Consider the following 16817-nt stretch of genomic DNA (forward strand, 5'->3'; position numbering starts at 1 on the left):
ATTTAAAGTATTCAGCATCTTAAACAACTTAATATGTTTATGTCGTGTAGTTTTATCATATTCTGTGCTGACAAAGTGTAGCAAATCATTGCAGAAATCAGGTATTGTTTCCCGGAAAAATTCTAAAACGGATTCCGCATATGATTGGCGCATTGATGCTCGACATCGCAGGCACAACCCTGACTCAAGAAGATATTGAACTATTCGGTGCGCCGCAAGTCGGTGGAGTCATTTTATTTGGACGTAACATCGAATCTGCGGCTCAAGTCCGTGCCTTAACCGATCACATGCGCCAGATTCGTCCTGATATTTTGATTGCAGTCGATCAGGAAGGTGGACGTGTGCAGCGCTTAAGACAGGGCTTTACCCTGCTCCCTGCGATGGGGAAATTTGGCGAACTGTATGCTCATGATTCGCAGCGTGCTTTAGATTTGGCCGAAAAATGCGGCTGGCTGATGGCGATTGAAGTACTGGCTGTCGGGATTGATTTCAGTTTTGCGCCGGTGCTGGATTTAAACGACATCAGTGATGTGATTGGTGACCGAAGCTTTGCCAGAAATATTTCAGATATTATTCCACTGGCCAGCGCATTTTTAAAAGGGATGAAACGTGCAGGAATGGCGTCAACTGGGAAACATTTCCCGGGTCATGGTTCAGTCAAAGCGGATTCACATGTTGCCGCAGCCATTGATATGCGCAGCTATGAAGACATTCAGCAAAAAGACATGCAGACCTTTATCCAGTTACAGCCGCAACTCGATGCTTTAATGCCAGCGCATGTGATTTATAGTCAGGTAGATCCCAATCCGGCCGGATTCTCGGAATTCTGGATTCAGAAAGTTTTGCGTCAGCAACTCGGTTTTGACGGCGTTCTGTTCTCGGATGATTTAAGCATGCAGGCCGCCTGTGTGGCAGGCGGTGCCGATGCCCGAATTCAGGCCGCACTGAAAGCCGGGTGTGATATGGGGCTGGTCTGTAATGATCGTGCAGCACAATGTATTGCACTGGAAGGCATTGCCGACCTGCCGTTGCCAAATCAGGAACGTTTAGAACGTATGCGCGGCAACATCCCGAACATCCAGATTGGTGATGAACTGGATCTGGGTGAAGAATGGCGCGAGATCCGTGATGAAATACTGGCATTTAAACAGCAATCCAGCTAAAACTTTTTAAATCCAATCAATATGAAAAAGGGACACGACAAGGTGTTCCTTTTTTATTATGATGTTAAAAGGCGTTACTTCTGTAGCACCCAACTAAAATAACAATAAGGTCAGAACCCTATGCCAAAATCACTTTCGCAGCATCGTCATATTTCTTTTACAGCACATTATACCGGCTATATCTGGTATCAAATGGGGATCTCACATCCGGTCTTTGCCACGACTAAAGGCAAATTTCTGGCCACACTGCTACATCCACTTGAAGTATGGGCAGAACGCTCTGTAGGTGGCAGCATGCGTACCACACTCAAGCAGCGCCATCAGATGATTGATGAACATCTGTGTCAGTTGATCGAGCAGCATCCACAACTTCATATTCTTGAAATTGCCTGCGGTTTGTCTCCACGTAGCTGGAATTTCAGACAAAAATTTCCCGAGATTAATTATCGTGAACTGGATCTTCCCGACATGGCCAGAATCAAGACCCAAGCCTTGCAGCAGATTGATCAGCAGGCTCCCGAAGTGCTCACTGCAGATATTTTTAGTGAAGAGTTGGACTGTATCTTTCAGATGTTTGATCCCGACCAACCTTTGGTGGTAATTAATGAGGGGCTGATTAATTACTTTGATCAACGCATGTTGCGTATTCTGTTGCAAGGTATTGCAGAGAATGCACGACATTTTCCAGCCTTGCATTACCTTAGCGACATTTACCCGGAACCCGTCAAAAATAAATTGACAAATTTTATTTGGAGCTGTAGCCGTCTGCTTAAATTCATGTCACGCAGTGCTTTTACCTTTCATTTTAAAACCCCCCAAGAATTACAGCACTTTTTTCAAGATGCCGGTTTCGATCAGGTTGAGGTACAACAACCGCAACGTTATTTTGCCGAGCCTCGTCAGCAAAATCTGACACCGGAGCAGGATGAACATCTCGGTGATCTGGTCTGGATGATTCATGCAGTGAAAAAAAACAGCGTTAAATGATGCTGTTTTTTTATTAAGCCCCGATTAAATCACTGCATCGAAAGCGTCTTCTTGCTGAAGGATTTTCTGTTGTTGCACAAAAGCCAATAAACGTTCTGCCACTTCAAAACTGCCATGTTTAAACAGGGCCCGCACTTGAGTCTCATCCTGTTCAAAGATCAGACATTCGATCTTGAACTCGCCGTTTTCATCTTCCAGATGCAAGGCCAGATCACGCGGATAAGCTGCGGCACACTCTGTCTGTCCTGCGTCTAACTCCAGCAATACTCCAAAGAAATTCATGTCGATAATTTCTACATTCAACAGCAGATCCGAATGACGATGACTCAAATAACGTTGTGGCTGTTGCACACAAATCCGCTCTTCACCGCGCCGTTCAATCTGCTGCATCTGTTCACGGCTAAACGGAATAATTCCCGGCAACTGCTCGACTGCTTCATCACGCAAGAAGGTGGCAAACAGATGCATAGTTTCTTTCCTGCGCTGCAACTGAGGCACATGGTCAGCACCGGCAATTTGTACATACTGCATATTTGGACATTGCAGGGCAAAATTGGCATTCTCATGTGGCAAGGTAAAACTGTCATATTGACCACAGGCCACCAGAACCTTGCACTGTGGAATCGGCACGTGGGTCAGACGCAATAGACGGTTGCAGTTAATATCATAACGCTCTTGTTCGGTCACCGTGAATTCTGACATCTGCTTGAAGAATAAGCGCTTTGCTGTTGGTGACATGCGGGTTTCTTTGAGACGGGCATGATTGACCAGATATAAAATGACCGCCTGACCAAATTCATCCATACGCTGTTCTTTCATCAGATGCAAGGATTCTTCCAATAGCATGCGCCAGCTTTTGCGGGTTTTCTGCATTACGCCCATCAGGATCATCCGGTCCACCAGTTCAGGGCGCTGGTCTGCCAGACAGGAGGCGACCACTGAGCCTAAGGACATGCCTAAAATTGAAACTTGAGGAAGTTGCATCTGCTCCAGCCATTGCCCCAGCATGGCAGCAAGGTCTTCAAGCTCCAGAGTTCCAGCCGACAGGCCAGTATCCACATTGCTGATCTGCTGGTTGGCTCCCATCGAAGGCAAGTCAATCAGAATGATCGGGCCGGCAGCGAAGAGCTGTTCGACACAATATTTATAGGAATTAAAATTCTGGAAGGCGCCCCCAATGATCACCATCGGCCTGAGATGCAAGGTATCCGGACGGGCAATCGCCATATATTCGATTTTCCAGCCATCCATCCAGGTGCTTCGTGCTGGCTGCTTAAAACTGTGCTTATCATAAAGATCAAAAAAACCATAATGGCTTTGCGAATCCAATACATGGGCATCCATGTGGATAATGGAATTCATTTTCCTTTTCCTCCGTCCTTGCCTTATTTTTATTGTGCAAGTCATGATTAACAGATCTTATGCTTCAGACACATTCCGATGAGCCTGAACACGCATCCTGCTCTTTAATAATTATATATGACTTCAATGTCGCTTATTTCATTCTATACAGAGCGGCTTTTCACAAGCAACCGCTTCAGCGACCACTTATCTGCTTTTAAACAGAAAACAATTTCAAAATGTTTAGAAGTCCGCGAAAACGGATGATTTTTAACAGATGGGCTTCATTGTCCGGCAGCAGACTGTTAATATCGAAGTGAAATTTCTAAGTGATCAAAGCGCTATGCAAGAGTCTATTGAACAATATATGCAAACGGTAGGACAGCAGGCACGCCAGGCTTCTCGCATTTTGGCTCGTGCGTCCACCCAAACCAAAAACAACGCACTATCGGCTATTTATACGGCTTTGGAAAATAGCCAGCCAGCTATTTTGGCTGCCAACCAGAAAGATATGACCAAAGCGCATAATAACAATCTGGACAGTGCCCTGCTTGATCGCTTAGAACTCAACCCCGCACGCTTTAAAGGTATGTTAGAAGGCCTGAAAGATGTGATTGGCCTGAAAGATCCGATTGGTGAAATTAGCGATATGGCTTATCGCCCATCTGGCATTCAACTGGGCAAGATGCGTGTACCTTTAGGTGTGGTCGGCATGATTTATGAATCACGTCCCAACGTGACCCTGGAAGCGGCTTCACTGGCGCTGAAATCAGGCAATGCGATTATTTTACGTGGCGGTTCAGAAGCACTGGAATCCAATCAGGCGATTGCCGCGGCAATTCAACATGCGCTGAAAATTTCCGGCCTGCCAGAATCAGCAGTACAAGTGATCAATACCGTTGATCGTGCTGCAGTCGGCCAGCTCATTACCATGACCGAATATGTCGATGTGATTGTGCCTCGTGGCGGCAAGAGCCTGATCGAGCGCATTACTGAAGAAGCTCGTGTCCCGGTGATCAAACATTTGGATGGTAATTGCCATATCTATGTGGAAGCACAGGCGGATCTGTTAAAAGCCTTACCCATTGCTTTAAATGCTAAAACCCATCGTTATGGCGTGTGTAATGCCATGGAAACTTTGCTAGTCGATGAAAAAGTCGCTGAAGAGTTCTTGCCCCGCATCGCAGAACTTTATCAGGAGAAAAAAGTAGAGCTCCGTGGTTGCAAAGAAACCCAGCGTATTCTTGCTGATGCAGTGATTGCGGCCACTGAAGAAGACTGGTATACCGAATATCTGGGCCCAATTCTGGCCATCAAAGTGGTTTCTGGCATAGAAGAAGCGATTGAACATATTAATCAGTATGGCTCACATCATACCGATTCGATCATTACTGAAAATTACAGTCTGGCACGCGAGTTTTTGGCCGGTGTCGATTCGAGTTCGGTGATGATCAATGCCTCGACCCGCTTTGCTGATGGTTTTGAATATGGCTTAGGCGCGGAAATCGGAATTTCAACCGATAAAATTCATGCCCGTGGTCCGGTTGGTCTTGAAGGCCTGACCTCACAAAAATGGATCGTATTTGGTGATGGTCAGATTCGCCAATAACTATTTCAGATGATCACGTTAAAAATCAGCTTTGTTCGCAAGGCTGATTTTTTATGGATATAAAAATTAAAACCGAAATGGATCAGAACCTTTGGGTCATTTTATTGATGAATCTCTGTATAGAATTGTATGTATAAGTCATATTTGCTGTTTTAGGCACTAAACTGAAAGCAATCTGTTCCAGTACGACATTGAAAATAGAATTTGGCAGCTTTATTGATTATATTTTCAGCATCATTTTATTTATAAATGAAAACTATGAACTGATAAATTTTAGTTATTATTGTCAGCCTGGTCGATAATGCTTAAGTCTAATCTGCTAAAGTCTATCTAGGACAGAAAAAAAACAAATGTTAAAACATCAATATTGATTCAGCTTAGTGCCTTTTTGCTGATCACTGGATCAAGTCAATGGACGAGAATTTTAATTAAAAATCGGGTAATCAATCGTGTCTAAATCAGTATTAGTTATTAATTGTGGCTCTTCTTCAATCAAGTTTGCATTACTTCTTGAGGAACAGAACTTCCGTATTCATGGTTTAGCTGAGAATTTAGGCACAGAGAATGCTCGTATCAAAGGCGTGACTGTCGGTAACGAACCGGTTGATATCCATATTCCTTTTGCCGACCATAAAAAAGCCCTTGAAGTTGGTTTGGAGCGTCTGGCTAACTATCGCCCAGATGCGATTGGTCACCGTGTGGTACATGGTGGCAGCCTGACCAAAGCAGAATTGATCAATGATGAAATTATTGAAAAGATTCGTGAAGCAACGCCACTTGCGCCCTTACACAATCCGGCACATCTGATTGGCATTGAAGCCACCAAACGCTTGTTCCCAGACTTACCGCAAATAGCAGTATTTGATACCGCATTCCATCAAAGCATGCCAGCACATGCATATCGCTATGCCCTGCCAAAATTCTTATATACAGCCCATGGTGTGCGTCGTTATGGTTTCCACGGCACCAGCCATGCTTATGTTTCAGACCGTGGTTCTGAACTGGCAGGTAGCCTGAAACAAGGCGGCTGGTTAACAGCACATCTCGGTAATGGCAGCTCGACCTGTGCCGTGTGGAATGGGGAAAGTGTAGATACGTCAATGGGCTTAACCCCGCTTGAAGGTATTGTCATGGGCACCCGCAGTGGCGATGTCGACCCAAGCCTGCACAGCTTCCTGGCAAAGAACCTGGGTTGGGATATCTATAAAATTGACAAGATGCTGAATAGCCAGAGCGGTCTGTTGGGTCTGTCTGATTTGTCGAATGACATGCGTACCCTGATTGAAGCATCGGAACAAGGCAATGAAGATGCTGCATTAGCGATTGAAGTATTCTGCTACCGTCTAGCCAAATCTCTGGCAGCACTGAGCTGTGGTCTGCCACGTATTGATGGCTTGTTCTTCACTGGCGGTATTGGCGAAAATTCTGCCTATATCCGTGAAAAAACCATGACTTATCTGCCCCACTTCGGCTTCAACCTGGATAAAAGTGCCAATAATGACCTGAAACGTGGCACTGAAGGCCGTATCGATTCAGGTACAGGTCCACAAATCTGGGTAGTGCCAACAGACGAAGAAGGTCGTATCGCTCAAGAAGTACATAGCGTTGTAGAACTTGAAGTGGAGCAAAAAAACGCAAAAAAGTCTGAAGCTGAGGTAGCGCTTGCATAAGCAAGCAGGGCCACTTTTTAACTGATTTTTATTATTGTGTGACTGACGTAACTTATGAAAACGATTCTATTGGTTCCCACTGGGGAAGGCGTAGGCTTAACTTCTGCATGTTTAGGCCTGATTTATGCACTGGAATGCCAAGGGGTTAAAGCTGGCTTTCTCAAACCTTTTGCTCAGGAATTGAATGAAGTCGAAGACCGTACTACGGCTTTGTATCGTCATATTTCTCAAAGTGAAACTGTTGAACCCATCCGTTATAGCAAAGTCTTGCAGCAGATTAATCTGGGTGAACAGGATGAACTGCTGGAAGAAGCGGTACGTCTGCATCGTCAAATTGCCAGACAGCATGACCTGATTATTGTCGAAGGTCTATTGCCAAATGCTCAGGACAGTTTTGCCGATGATCTGAATGCCTCGCTGGCGCAGGCTTTGGATGCCAAAGTGATTGTGGTCAGCAATGCCAATATCCAGCAGCCAGGTCAGACTGCCGATAAAGTTGAAAACCAGATTCGCAACTTTGGTGGCGCCAGTTCAACCCGCCTGTCTGGCATCCTGTTGATGCGAACCAAAGGTCTGCCTGAAGAATCTGCACAGATTCCTGTAACGCTTGATCCGGATTTACGTCTTGCAGAAGAAACCACACAATTTATTCGTGCCATCCAGCAAACCCATCCACATATTGGTTCAGAAAAGTTACCTGTAATTGGACTGGTGCCTTTCAGTAAAACTTTAAGTGTGCCGCGTATATCTGATCTGGCGGCACATATTCAGGCCTACTGGATTAATGAAGGCGAAGCGAAACAGCGCCGTGTCCAGCACAGCAGCCTGATTTCGGCCAATATTGAACATGAATTGCATAAATTTGTAGCGGGTGAATTGATCATCAGTGCATCTGACCGGATTGATGTGTTATTGGCCAGCAGTCTGGCCAGCAGCAATGGTATTCCTTTGGCTGGCTTGGTGCTAACTGAACATCATCAACCAAATGATCACGTACTGGAATTTTGCCAGACCGCCATCAAACAAGGTTTACCAATTTTACATACACCGCTTAGTACCTTTGAAACCGCACAAAAACTGGTAAATCTCAGCAATGAAATTCCAGTAGATGATACGGAACGTGCAGATCAGGTCACGCGTTTTGTTTCGAGTCACATCAATCCGGAATGGCTCGGTCAGATGTTGAATGGTTCTTATAAGCCACGTCTCTCGCCTTCAGCCTTCCGGCATGAACTGGTACAAAAATCGATTGCGGCGAAAAAACGTATTGTATTACCTGAAGGTGATGAACCACGTACGATACAAGCTGCAGCAATCTGTCAGTCGCGTGGCATTGCACAATGTATTTTATTGGCCAATCCCGAATCTGTTTTAGAAGTGGCAAAAGCTCGTGGTATCGAATTGCCTGAAGATCTGGAAATTCTGGATCCGGATCTGATTCGTGACAACTATATCGACAAGATGGTCGAGCTACGTAAAGGCAAACTCAACGAACTGCAAGCGCGTGAACAGTTGCAAGACACTGTGGTGCTCGGCACCATGATGCTGGCGCTGGATCAGGTTGATGGTCTGGTCTCTGGCGCGGTACATACCACGGCCAATACCGTACGTCCTGCCTTTCAGCTGATCAAGACTGCACCGGATTATTCATTGGTTTCTTCTGTGTTCTTTATGCTGCTGCCAGATGAAGTCTATGTTTATGGCGACTGTGCGATTAATCCTGATCCAGATGCAGAGCAGCTGGCCGAGATTGCGATTCAATCGGCAGATTCTGCCAAAGCCTTTGGCATTGACCCGCGGATTGCCATGATTTCTTACTCTACCGGAACTTCAGGTATGGGTGCCGATGTCGAGAAAGTGGCTGAAGCAACACGAATTGCCAAAGAACGTCGTCCTGACCTGCTAATTGATGGGCCATTACAATATGATGCTGCCTCGGTTGAAAGTGTTGGCCGTCAAAAAGCACCAGATTCACAAGTGGCCGGACGTGCCAATGTCTTTATTTTCCCGGATTTAAATACGGGTAATACGACTTATAAAGCTGTGCAACGTGCTGCCAATGTAGTCAGTGTTGGGCCAATGCTGCAAGGCTTGAACAAACCGGTGAATGACCTGTCTCGTGGTGCTTTGGTCGATGATATTGTATTTACCATCGCCTTAACCGCGATTCAGGCAGAACAGCAGGCTCAATAAATTTAATAGCTCCGCACTCACCACCCTCTCGCAAGATGGGGTGGTTTTTTTAATCATTTTTGTTCTAAAGTCGGACATTCTATAATCTGTCGATTACGTTTCTAAAAATAAAAAATGCTCTCAAAGAGCATCAAATCAGCACTGATCTTAAATGGAATCGCATCTACTTACACTTACTGAAAGTTGAAAATCTGCTCACATTTTTAGCGCTCACGCAAATCGATGAAATGCGTTATATGACCGGCTTGAAATGGCATTTTACACTTGAAGATATGCAGGCACATATTCAGCGCTGTTTGGCTGATCCAACCCGTTATGACTTTACAATTTGTTTAAACCATCCTGATGAAATGATCGGTAAACTTTGAATTCTAGAAATCAATCTTGTGCTCAACATGCTGAATTTTGTATTGCAATCTCAACAATCACTTGGACAGCTCAAGGCTATGGCAGTGAAGCGCTCAAGTTGGTCAAAGAGTTTTTCTTTAAGCCATTACAACTCAAAAGTTTAGGCTTGATAGTCTTTGGACATAATTTAGGTGGAAGTCGTGCCTAGGAAAAATATGGTTTTCAAACGCTAAAAATCATACAAAATGGTTTTGAATATGAAGGGAAATTTTCAGATAAAATCATTATACAGGCTCAAAATCCATTTCTGGCAGAATGCAAAACCAAATAAAAAAGAATCAACTACGCATAATAAATGCCAGTCTTTCGAACTGGCATTTTCAACGATTACTAATAAAGTCTGTGACATAAAAAATTAAGCTGAGACAGCCCTGCTTTTCAGTCCACTGACTTTAATTTTTTATAAGGTGGTCCACTCTTTACGCACATCTTCTGCTGTTTTATTGAGCACCACGCTATCGTCTTTGATTTCGCTTACCCAACTCAAGGGAATCAGATGATGCTCATTATTTTCATCATCACTTCTTGTTAATTTAATTGAATCCTGACCTTCTAAATGGTCTACCTTCCCGACTTGAGTACCACATGAAGCAATGACTGAAGCATGTTCTTTAATATCACTTGCATTAAAATTGTTCATTCTACTTGCCTGTTTCTAGAAGTTGAGAGAAACAGTCTAAGCAATAAAAAATGCCACATGTGTAAGGGTTTTCAGGCTTTGAGTTTTTCTGGGTTAAAAATGTAAATGGTCAACATGGCTTGAGTAAGCTATAGGAGAGATGCTTTTTAAATTTGAGTTTTCAAATATTTTTATAACTGGATTTGAAGATTTGAAGATGTGAAGATGTGAAGATGTGAAGATGTGAAGAAAGGTTAATTTTTTATGTCTTAAAATAAAAAAGAAGATAAAGCTTAGGCTTGATCTTCTTTCTGACCGTACATCCAAGTTGCAGCGATATATACACAAAAACCACTTGCCATTAAAATACCTGTAACCATTGTTAAGATCTCCCGTTTCAATAGCTGCATTATGTAAAAGTTTTATGACAGTTATATGACAATCTGGTTTTTTATTAAATTTAAAATAATTAATAAAATTCAATCGCTTAATACGGAATAAGCAAAATTATGCGTATTTTTTATCTGAAATATGACACTAAATATGACCGATTACTGTCATATTTGACCCGCTGAGCTGCTCAAGTCGTCCTTCAGATTGCTTAAACTATAAACTTTCGGCCAATGCTCGCCCAAAATGCCCACAACCCGATTCTTTTGTCTTATAATTTAGCCCGCTAGCTATCAGCCCGCTCAAGAGATATTTGTATGACAACTATTATCAAGCAAGATGACTTGATCACATCGGTTAAAGATGCGCTTCAGTTCATTTCTTACTATCACCCACAAGACTTTATCCAAGCGATGAGCCGTGCGTATGATCGTGAAGAGAACAAAGCTGCTAAAGATGCGATCGCGCAAATCTTAATTAACTCACGCATGTGTGCAGAAGGCCACCGCCCAATCTGTCAAGATACCGGTATCGTCAACGTATTTGTTGAAGTGGGCATGGATGTTAAATTCGATTTAACCATGGGCCTGGATGATGCAATCAATGAAGGCGTACGTCAGGGTTATTTAGAAAACTCCAACGTGCTTCGTGCATCAGTTCTGGCCGATCCTGCTTTTGGTCGTAAGAATACCAAAGACAACACTCCTGCCGTGATTTACCACAAGCTTGTGCCTGGTAATAAAGTAGATATCACTGTAGCAGCCAAAGGTGGCGGTTCAGAAAATAAATCTAAACTCGCAATGTTGAACCCATCTGATTCAATCGTAGATTGGGTACTGAAAACTGTTCCAACGATGGGTGCAGGCTGGTGTCCACCAGGTATGCTAGGGATTGGGATCGGTGGTACTGCTGAAAAAGCCATGATGCTTGCCAAAGAAACATTGATGGAAGAGATCAACATGGACGAATTACTTCGTCGTGGTCCACAATCTAAACTTGAAGAACTTCGTATCGAAATCTTCGAAAAAGTGAATGCTTTGGGTATTGGCGCACAAGGTCTTGGCGGTTTAACCACTGTTCTTGATATTAAAATCAAAGATTATCCATGTCATGCTGCGGGTAAGCCAGTCGGTATGATCCCGAACTGTGCTGCGACTCGTCATGCACACTTCACACTTGATGGTACGGGTGTTGCCAACATCATCGCACCAAAACTTGAAGACTATCCTGAAGTAACCTGGGATTCTTCAACATCTAAGCGTGTTGACCTAGACAACATCACACAAGAAGAAATGAATGCCTGGAAACCAGGTGATACATTGCTTCTGAACGGTACTATCTATACAGGTCGTGACGCTGCGCACAAACGTATGGTAGATATGCTGAATAACGGTGAAGAACTGCCTGTTGATCTGAAAGGCAAATTCATCTACTACGTTGGTCCGGTCGATCCAGTCGGTGATGAAGTTGTAGGCCCTGCTGGTCCAACAACGGCTACGCGTATGGATAAATTCACACGTCAAGTCCTTGAAGCAACTGGCATGTTCGGCATGATCGGTAAAGCAGACCGTGGTCCTGCTGCCGTTGAAGCCATTAAAGACAACCAGGCAACTTACCTGATGGCTGTCGGTGGTGCTGCTTACTTGGTATCGAAAGCGATCCGTGAAGCTGAAGTGGTGGCGTTTGCTGACTTGGGTATGGAAGCAATTTACAAGTTTGTCGTGAAAGATATGCCGGTTTCTGTCGCGGTTGATGTGAATGGTACTTCTATTCACGCGACTGCACCGAAAATCTGGCAAGCTAAAATTGGCAAGATTCCAGTCGTGGACGCTGCTGCAGGCTAATTTTGGACTGCAATAAAAAAGCACCCTCTATGGGTGCTTTTTTATTATATTTATTCTGGGAAATGTTCCATTACCAAGTACGCGGATCCCAAAGTTTAAAAGGTGCCTTCAACTGTACATCTAATGATGGATCATAAACAGTTGGTTCAATTTTCTGGGCTTTTTTGCGAATCTGGCCAGTTTCCTGATCTTGCGCTACAAAATTAAAACTGTGAGATTTAAGCTGAGTAAAAGCAATTTCACTCAGACCGACCTTTTCCGGCATGAGCATGAAGGGCCCCGAGACACTACGCCGCGTGCTGATATTTTCTTCATCATATTTAATAAAATAGGATTGTCCTGCTTCCACACTAAAATCCAGATATTTAGGCTTCTGAAAATGCAAAGCACCCAACGGTCGACTGGTACTTAAACGATATGTTCCTGTAGGAACTTCAATCCAGTAATAATGATTATGCAAAAGACTTGGAATATGTTCTTGATTGATAAACAGGCTGGCAGCGACAATTTCCTGACGGTTCCATCTGGAATCAGGACGGTATAAATACACGATGGCGGCTTGATCATGTTGTGGTTTCACCGTTTGAAACTGATTGCCCTGCTTTTGATTGACCCAGCCACCAATAGTAAACATACCAATACGATGCTGTTCAACAAAGCCCGGTTTTTTTTCAAGATCAATATTTTTTAGAGTGCTGAGTGACTGTGTAGGCTCAACTACGGCTTTCTTACCATGACACCCCAGCAATGCCAAACTGCTGATGAGTACAATTGCGACTCCACGCATGCTTATCCCTCACTGCGTCTTTATTCTTTTATATGCAAGTGCTTTGCGATTTATTTTTTATAAGTTTTAGGCATCCACACCTAGTCAATCAGATTAACACCCAGCTTTATTTTTGGAAATAAAAAACCTGCGAAAACACGGAGTTTTCGCAGGTTTCGGATGAATAGCAGTTAAGCAGATTTGCTATTCACCACTTTTAAATCTATTTTTGTCGCTGTCTCTTGCTGCTCATGCGGTTGACGCTCGGCACGATATTCTGGCTCTGCTTCACCTTTAATCACCGCTTCATTGACGACCACCGTGCCGACATCGCTACGGCTTGGCAGGTCATACATGGTTTCGAGTAATGAATTTTCCAGGATCGAACGTAGACCACGCGCGCCAGTATTACGCTCAACCGCTTTTTTCGCCACGGCACGTAATGCGGATTCTTCAAAGACCAGATCCACGTCTTCCATATCAAACAAATGTTGATACTGACGGGTTAATGCATTCTTCGGTTCAGTCAGAATCTGCATCAATGCTTCTTCATCTAACTCATCCAAAGTAGCAATCACCGGCAAACGACCAATAAATTCTGGAATCAAACCAAATTTTACCAGGTCAGTTGCTTCAACTTGACGGAACAGATCAGACAGCTTCTTGGTTTCATCTTTTTTACGCACTTCTGCGGTAAATCCGATGCCACCTTTTTCCTGACGCTGCTGCACAATTTTCTCAAGTCCAGAGAATGCACCACCACAGATAAACAGAATGTTGGATGTATCAATCTGAATGAATTCTTGCTGCGGGTGCTTACGGCCACCTTGGGGCGGAATCGATGCAACCGTACCTTCGATCATTTTCAGTAAAGCCTGCTGTACGCCTTCACCCGATACATCACGCGTAATCGATGGATTTTCAGACTTGCGGGTAATCTTGTCGATCTCGTCGATATAGATAATGCCCTTCTGTGCTTTCTCGACATCGTAATCGGCTTTTTGCAAAAGCTTCTGTACAATGTTTTCTACATCTTCACCCACATAACCTGCTTCTGTCAGTGTGGTTGCATCTGCCATGGCAAAGGGTACATCAAGAAGGCGCGCCAGCGTTTGTGCCAACAAGGTTTTGCCTGAGCCCGTCGGGCCGACCAGCATGATATTACTTTTTGAAAGTTCAACTGAATCGTCAGCTTTTTTGCCATTATTCTGCACTTTCAGGCGCTTGTAATGGTTATACACTGCAACCGACAAGGTCTTTTTTGCGATATCCTGACCAATGACATATTGATCCAAGGCCGCACGGATTTCCTGTGGTTTCGGCAAAGGACGATTGGCCCAGTCATTGGTTTCCACCTGTTGACTGGTTTGAACCAAATCTAAGCATACGTCCACACATTCGTTACAAATGTATGCGTCCTCGCCTGCAATCAGCTTCCCGACTTCAGACTGCGTTTTACCGCAAAATGAACAATGCTTTTGTCCTTGAGGATGTTCGGACATATTTACTCCACTATCTGAATCTTTAAAACTTATGGACGTTTAGTTAAAACTTCGTCCACAAGACCGTATTCTTTCGCTTGCTGAGCAGTCATAAAGTTATCACGGTCTGTATCGCGTGCTACTTTCTCGTATTCCTGACCGCTGTGTTCAGCCATTAAACGATTTAAACGTTCTTTAATAAATAGAATTTCACGGGCATGAATTTCAATATCCGAAGCCTGACCACGGAAACCACCGAGTGGCTGATGAATCATAACACGGGCATTTTCTAAGCAGTAACGCTTACCTTTAGTTCCGGCATTGAGCAGGAAGGCACCCATAGATGCTGCCTGCCCCATACAATAGGTCACCACGTCAGGTTTGATAAACTGCATGGTGTCATAAATTGCCATACCTGCAGTCACTGAACCACCTGGCGAGTTGATATATAAATGAATATCTTTATCTGGATTTTCAGCCTCTAAAAACAACATTTGCGCAACGATAAGGTTCGCCATATTGTCTTCAACTTCGCCCGTCATAAAAATTACACGTTCACGCAAAAGGCGTGAATAAATATCAAAAGAACGCTCACCACGAGAGGATTGTTCTACCACCATTGGCACTAAAGCGTTTTCAATCGTTGGAACATACATACGTTTATTTATTCCTAAATTTTTTGTGACCTAACCCATAATCACAATATGAGGGATAATCACTGAAATTGCAAAAAATTCGCCAATAAATCCATCATATTTTTTGCATTAGTTTTGTGAAAATCAGAAATGCTTTTTTCAGGCATCAATATGAAAAAAAGGCGCATCAAGCGCCTTTTTTATGGAAAGCTAAAATTAAGCTTGTTGACGAGCTTGCTGCTCTTTCAATAAGTCTTCATAGCTTACAGTCGCATCAGTTACTTTAGCAGAAGCCAAAATGTAATCAACAACTTGGTCTTCTAGTACAACAGCTTCGATTTGTTGACGTTGTTGCGCATCGTTTTTGAAGTATTCGATCACTTCGTTTGGATCTTCATAAGAAGACGCCATGTCTTGGATATACGCTTCAACACGTGCAGCATCTACTTCGATTTTCGCATCAGCTAAAACACGGCTAACCAATACACCAAGTTTTACAGATTTTTCAGCTTGTTCTTTGAACAATTCATCTGGAAGCATGCTTGAATCAAATGCTTGCGCACCTTGAGCACCGAACTGTTGAGTGAACTGCTGAATCATTTGTTGACGTTGACGGTCAATTTCTTGAGCAAGCATAGCCGCTGGAAGTTCAACTTCGTTTGCAGCAACAAGCGCATCAAAAGTCGCACCTTTTACCTGGTTACGCAGGCCGTTTTTCACTTCACGTTCCATGTTTTTACGAACGTCAGCTTTCAACTTCTCAACGCCTTCTTCTTCAGACACACCGAAGATTTCCAGGAATTCAGCATCAATTTCTGGAAGCTTTTGTTTTTCAACAAGCTTCACAGTGATTTTGAATTGAGCTTGTTTACCAGCAAGGTTTTCAGCTTGGTAATCTTCAGGGAAAGTTACATCAATCACTTTCTCTTCGCCTTTCTTCATACCAACGATGCCGTCTTCGAAGCCAGGAATCATACGGCCAGAACCGAGTACAAGTTTGAAGTCTTCAGCAGCGCCGCCTTCAAATTTCTCACCATCAACCGTACCTTCAAAATCGAAAGTCACTTGCATGTCTTTTTTAGCCATGCCTTTGGTTTCAGCCCAAGCAGCACGTTGTTTTTGAAGATTTTCGATCATCTTCTCAACGTCTTTATCGTTGACTTCAGTTGCTTTACGTTCAACTTCCAGACCTTCGAATTTCACTTCAACTTCTGGATAAACTTCAACAGTCGCTGTATATACCAGCGCGTCGTCTTTCATTTCAGTTTTTTCGATGTTTGGCATGCCCACAGCATTGATTTTCTCTTGCTGGATTGCTTCGAAAACTGTGTCACGAATAATATCGTTTACCACTTCTTGGTAGATACCCGCGCCGTATTCACGACGAACTACGTTTACAGGCACTTTACCTGGACGGAAGCCGTTGATCTTCGCAGTTTTAGCAGTGCGTTTTAAACGAGCTTCAAATTGCTCATTAATACGGCTCGTCGGTACAGAAACATTTAAACGACGGGCAACGCCCGAAACCGCTTCAGAAGTTACTTGCATGGCTTCCTCTATATATTAGGTTATAACAGGTTTATAAAAATGTGCCACATTATATGACAACATTTAAGGATATACAAAAAATACGCGCGAGTTCCAGTTTTTAAACCCTTTTTTTACTTGAATTGGCATCTTTTCAAATATTCAAGCGATTAAATTGAAATGA

Annotated in this window: 13 protein-coding genes; 7 read left to right on the top strand and 6 right to left on the bottom strand. The window is 43.5% G+C overall.

Going from position 1 to position 16817, the window contains the following annotated elements:
* The first annotated feature begins 140 nt into the window (after positions 1–140).
* Entirely contained in the window at positions 141–1163 is a 1023-nt protein-coding gene (gene nagZ, locus CWI32_RS03240; RefSeq protein ID WP_100534617.1) for a beta-N-acetylhexosaminidase, read from the top strand.
* A 120-nt stretch (positions 1164–1283) separates the two neighbouring features.
* A complete protein-coding gene (locus CWI32_RS03245) occupies positions 1284–2150 on the top strand; it encodes a class I SAM-dependent methyltransferase (protein WP_100534618.1) in 867 nt (288 codons plus the stop codon).
* A gap of 24 nt (positions 2151–2174) precedes the next feature.
* Here CWI32_RS03245 and CWI32_RS03250 read toward each other — a convergent pair whose 3' ends face one another.
* A complete protein-coding gene (locus CWI32_RS03250; protein ID WP_005172747.1) occupies positions 2175–3512 on the bottom strand; it encodes an alpha/beta fold hydrolase in 1338 nt (445 codons plus the stop codon).
* Positions 3513–3834: 322 nt separating this feature from the next.
* Here CWI32_RS03250 and CWI32_RS03255 point away from each other — a divergent pair, with 322 nt between their 5' ends.
* The 4 genes from CWI32_RS03255 (at position 3835) to CWI32_RS15065 (ending at position 9331) form a co-directional block, all read left to right on the top strand.
* The gene (locus CWI32_RS03255; RefSeq protein WP_034609142.1) at positions 3835–5100 is read left to right on the top strand and encodes a glutamate-5-semialdehyde dehydrogenase; all 1266 of its coding nucleotides are present in this window, start codon (positions 3835–3837) and stop codon (positions 5098–5100) included.
* Between the two features lie 449 nt (positions 5101–5549).
* Positions 5550–6770, top strand: coding sequence for an acetate/propionate family kinase (locus tag CWI32_RS03260; RefSeq protein WP_100534619.1), 1221 nt, complete (start codon positions 5550–5552; stop codon positions 6768–6770).
* 54 nt (positions 6771–6824) lie between these two features.
* Positions 6825–8963 (top strand): phosphate acetyltransferase, encoded by a 2139-nt coding sequence (pta, locus tag CWI32_RS03265; RefSeq protein WP_100329250.1) that lies wholly within the window; start codon positions 6825–6827, stop codon positions 8961–8963.
* A 227-nt stretch (positions 8964–9190) separates the two neighbouring features.
* A complete protein-coding gene (locus CWI32_RS15065; RefSeq protein ID WP_157799533.1) occupies positions 9191–9331 on the top strand; it encodes a hypothetical protein in 141 nt (46 codons plus the stop codon).
* Between the two features lie 440 nt (positions 9332–9771).
* Here CWI32_RS15065 and CWI32_RS03270 read toward each other — a convergent pair whose 3' ends face one another.
* Complete coding sequence (locus tag CWI32_RS03270) at positions 9772–10011, bottom strand: DUF2171 domain-containing protein (protein ID WP_005095591.1); 240 nt, start codon at positions 10009–10011, stop codon at positions 9772–9774.
* Between the two features lie 686 nt (positions 10012–10697).
* Here CWI32_RS03270 and CWI32_RS03275 point away from each other — a divergent pair.
* A complete protein-coding gene (locus CWI32_RS03275; protein WP_100534620.1) occupies positions 10698–12224 on the top strand; it encodes a fumarate hydratase in 1527 nt (508 codons plus the stop codon).
* A gap of 70 nt (positions 12225–12294) precedes the next feature.
* On the opposite strand, the gene CWI32_RS03280 is transcribed toward CWI32_RS03275, so the two are convergent.
* The 4 genes from CWI32_RS03280 to tig form a co-directional block, all read right to left on the bottom strand.
* Entirely contained in the window at positions 12295–13011 is a 717-nt protein-coding gene (locus tag CWI32_RS03280) for a DUF2846 domain-containing protein (protein WP_074384006.1), read from the bottom strand.
* Positions 13012–13181: 170 nt separating this feature from the next.
* The gene (clpX, locus tag CWI32_RS03285) at positions 13182–14492 is read right to left on the bottom strand and encodes an ATP-dependent protease ATP-binding subunit ClpX (RefSeq protein WP_005095585.1); all 1311 of its coding nucleotides are present in this window, start codon (positions 14490–14492) and stop codon (positions 13182–13184) included.
* 29 nt (positions 14493–14521) lie between these two features.
* On the bottom strand, positions 14522–15127 hold the full coding sequence (gene clpP / locus CWI32_RS03290) for an ATP-dependent Clp endopeptidase proteolytic subunit ClpP (protein ID WP_005095582.1): 606 nt from the start codon (positions 15125–15127) through the stop codon (positions 14522–14524).
* 195 nt (positions 15128–15322) lie between these two features.
* Positions 15323–16654 (bottom strand): trigger factor, encoded by a 1332-nt coding sequence (gene tig / locus CWI32_RS03295; protein WP_005095580.1) that lies wholly within the window; start codon positions 16652–16654, stop codon positions 15323–15325.
* Positions 16655–16817 lie beyond the last annotated feature (163 nt).

Source organism: Acinetobacter pseudolwoffii (genome assembly GCF_002803605.1).
GTDB lineage: Bacteria > Pseudomonadota > Gammaproteobacteria > Pseudomonadales > Moraxellaceae > Acinetobacter > Acinetobacter pseudolwoffii.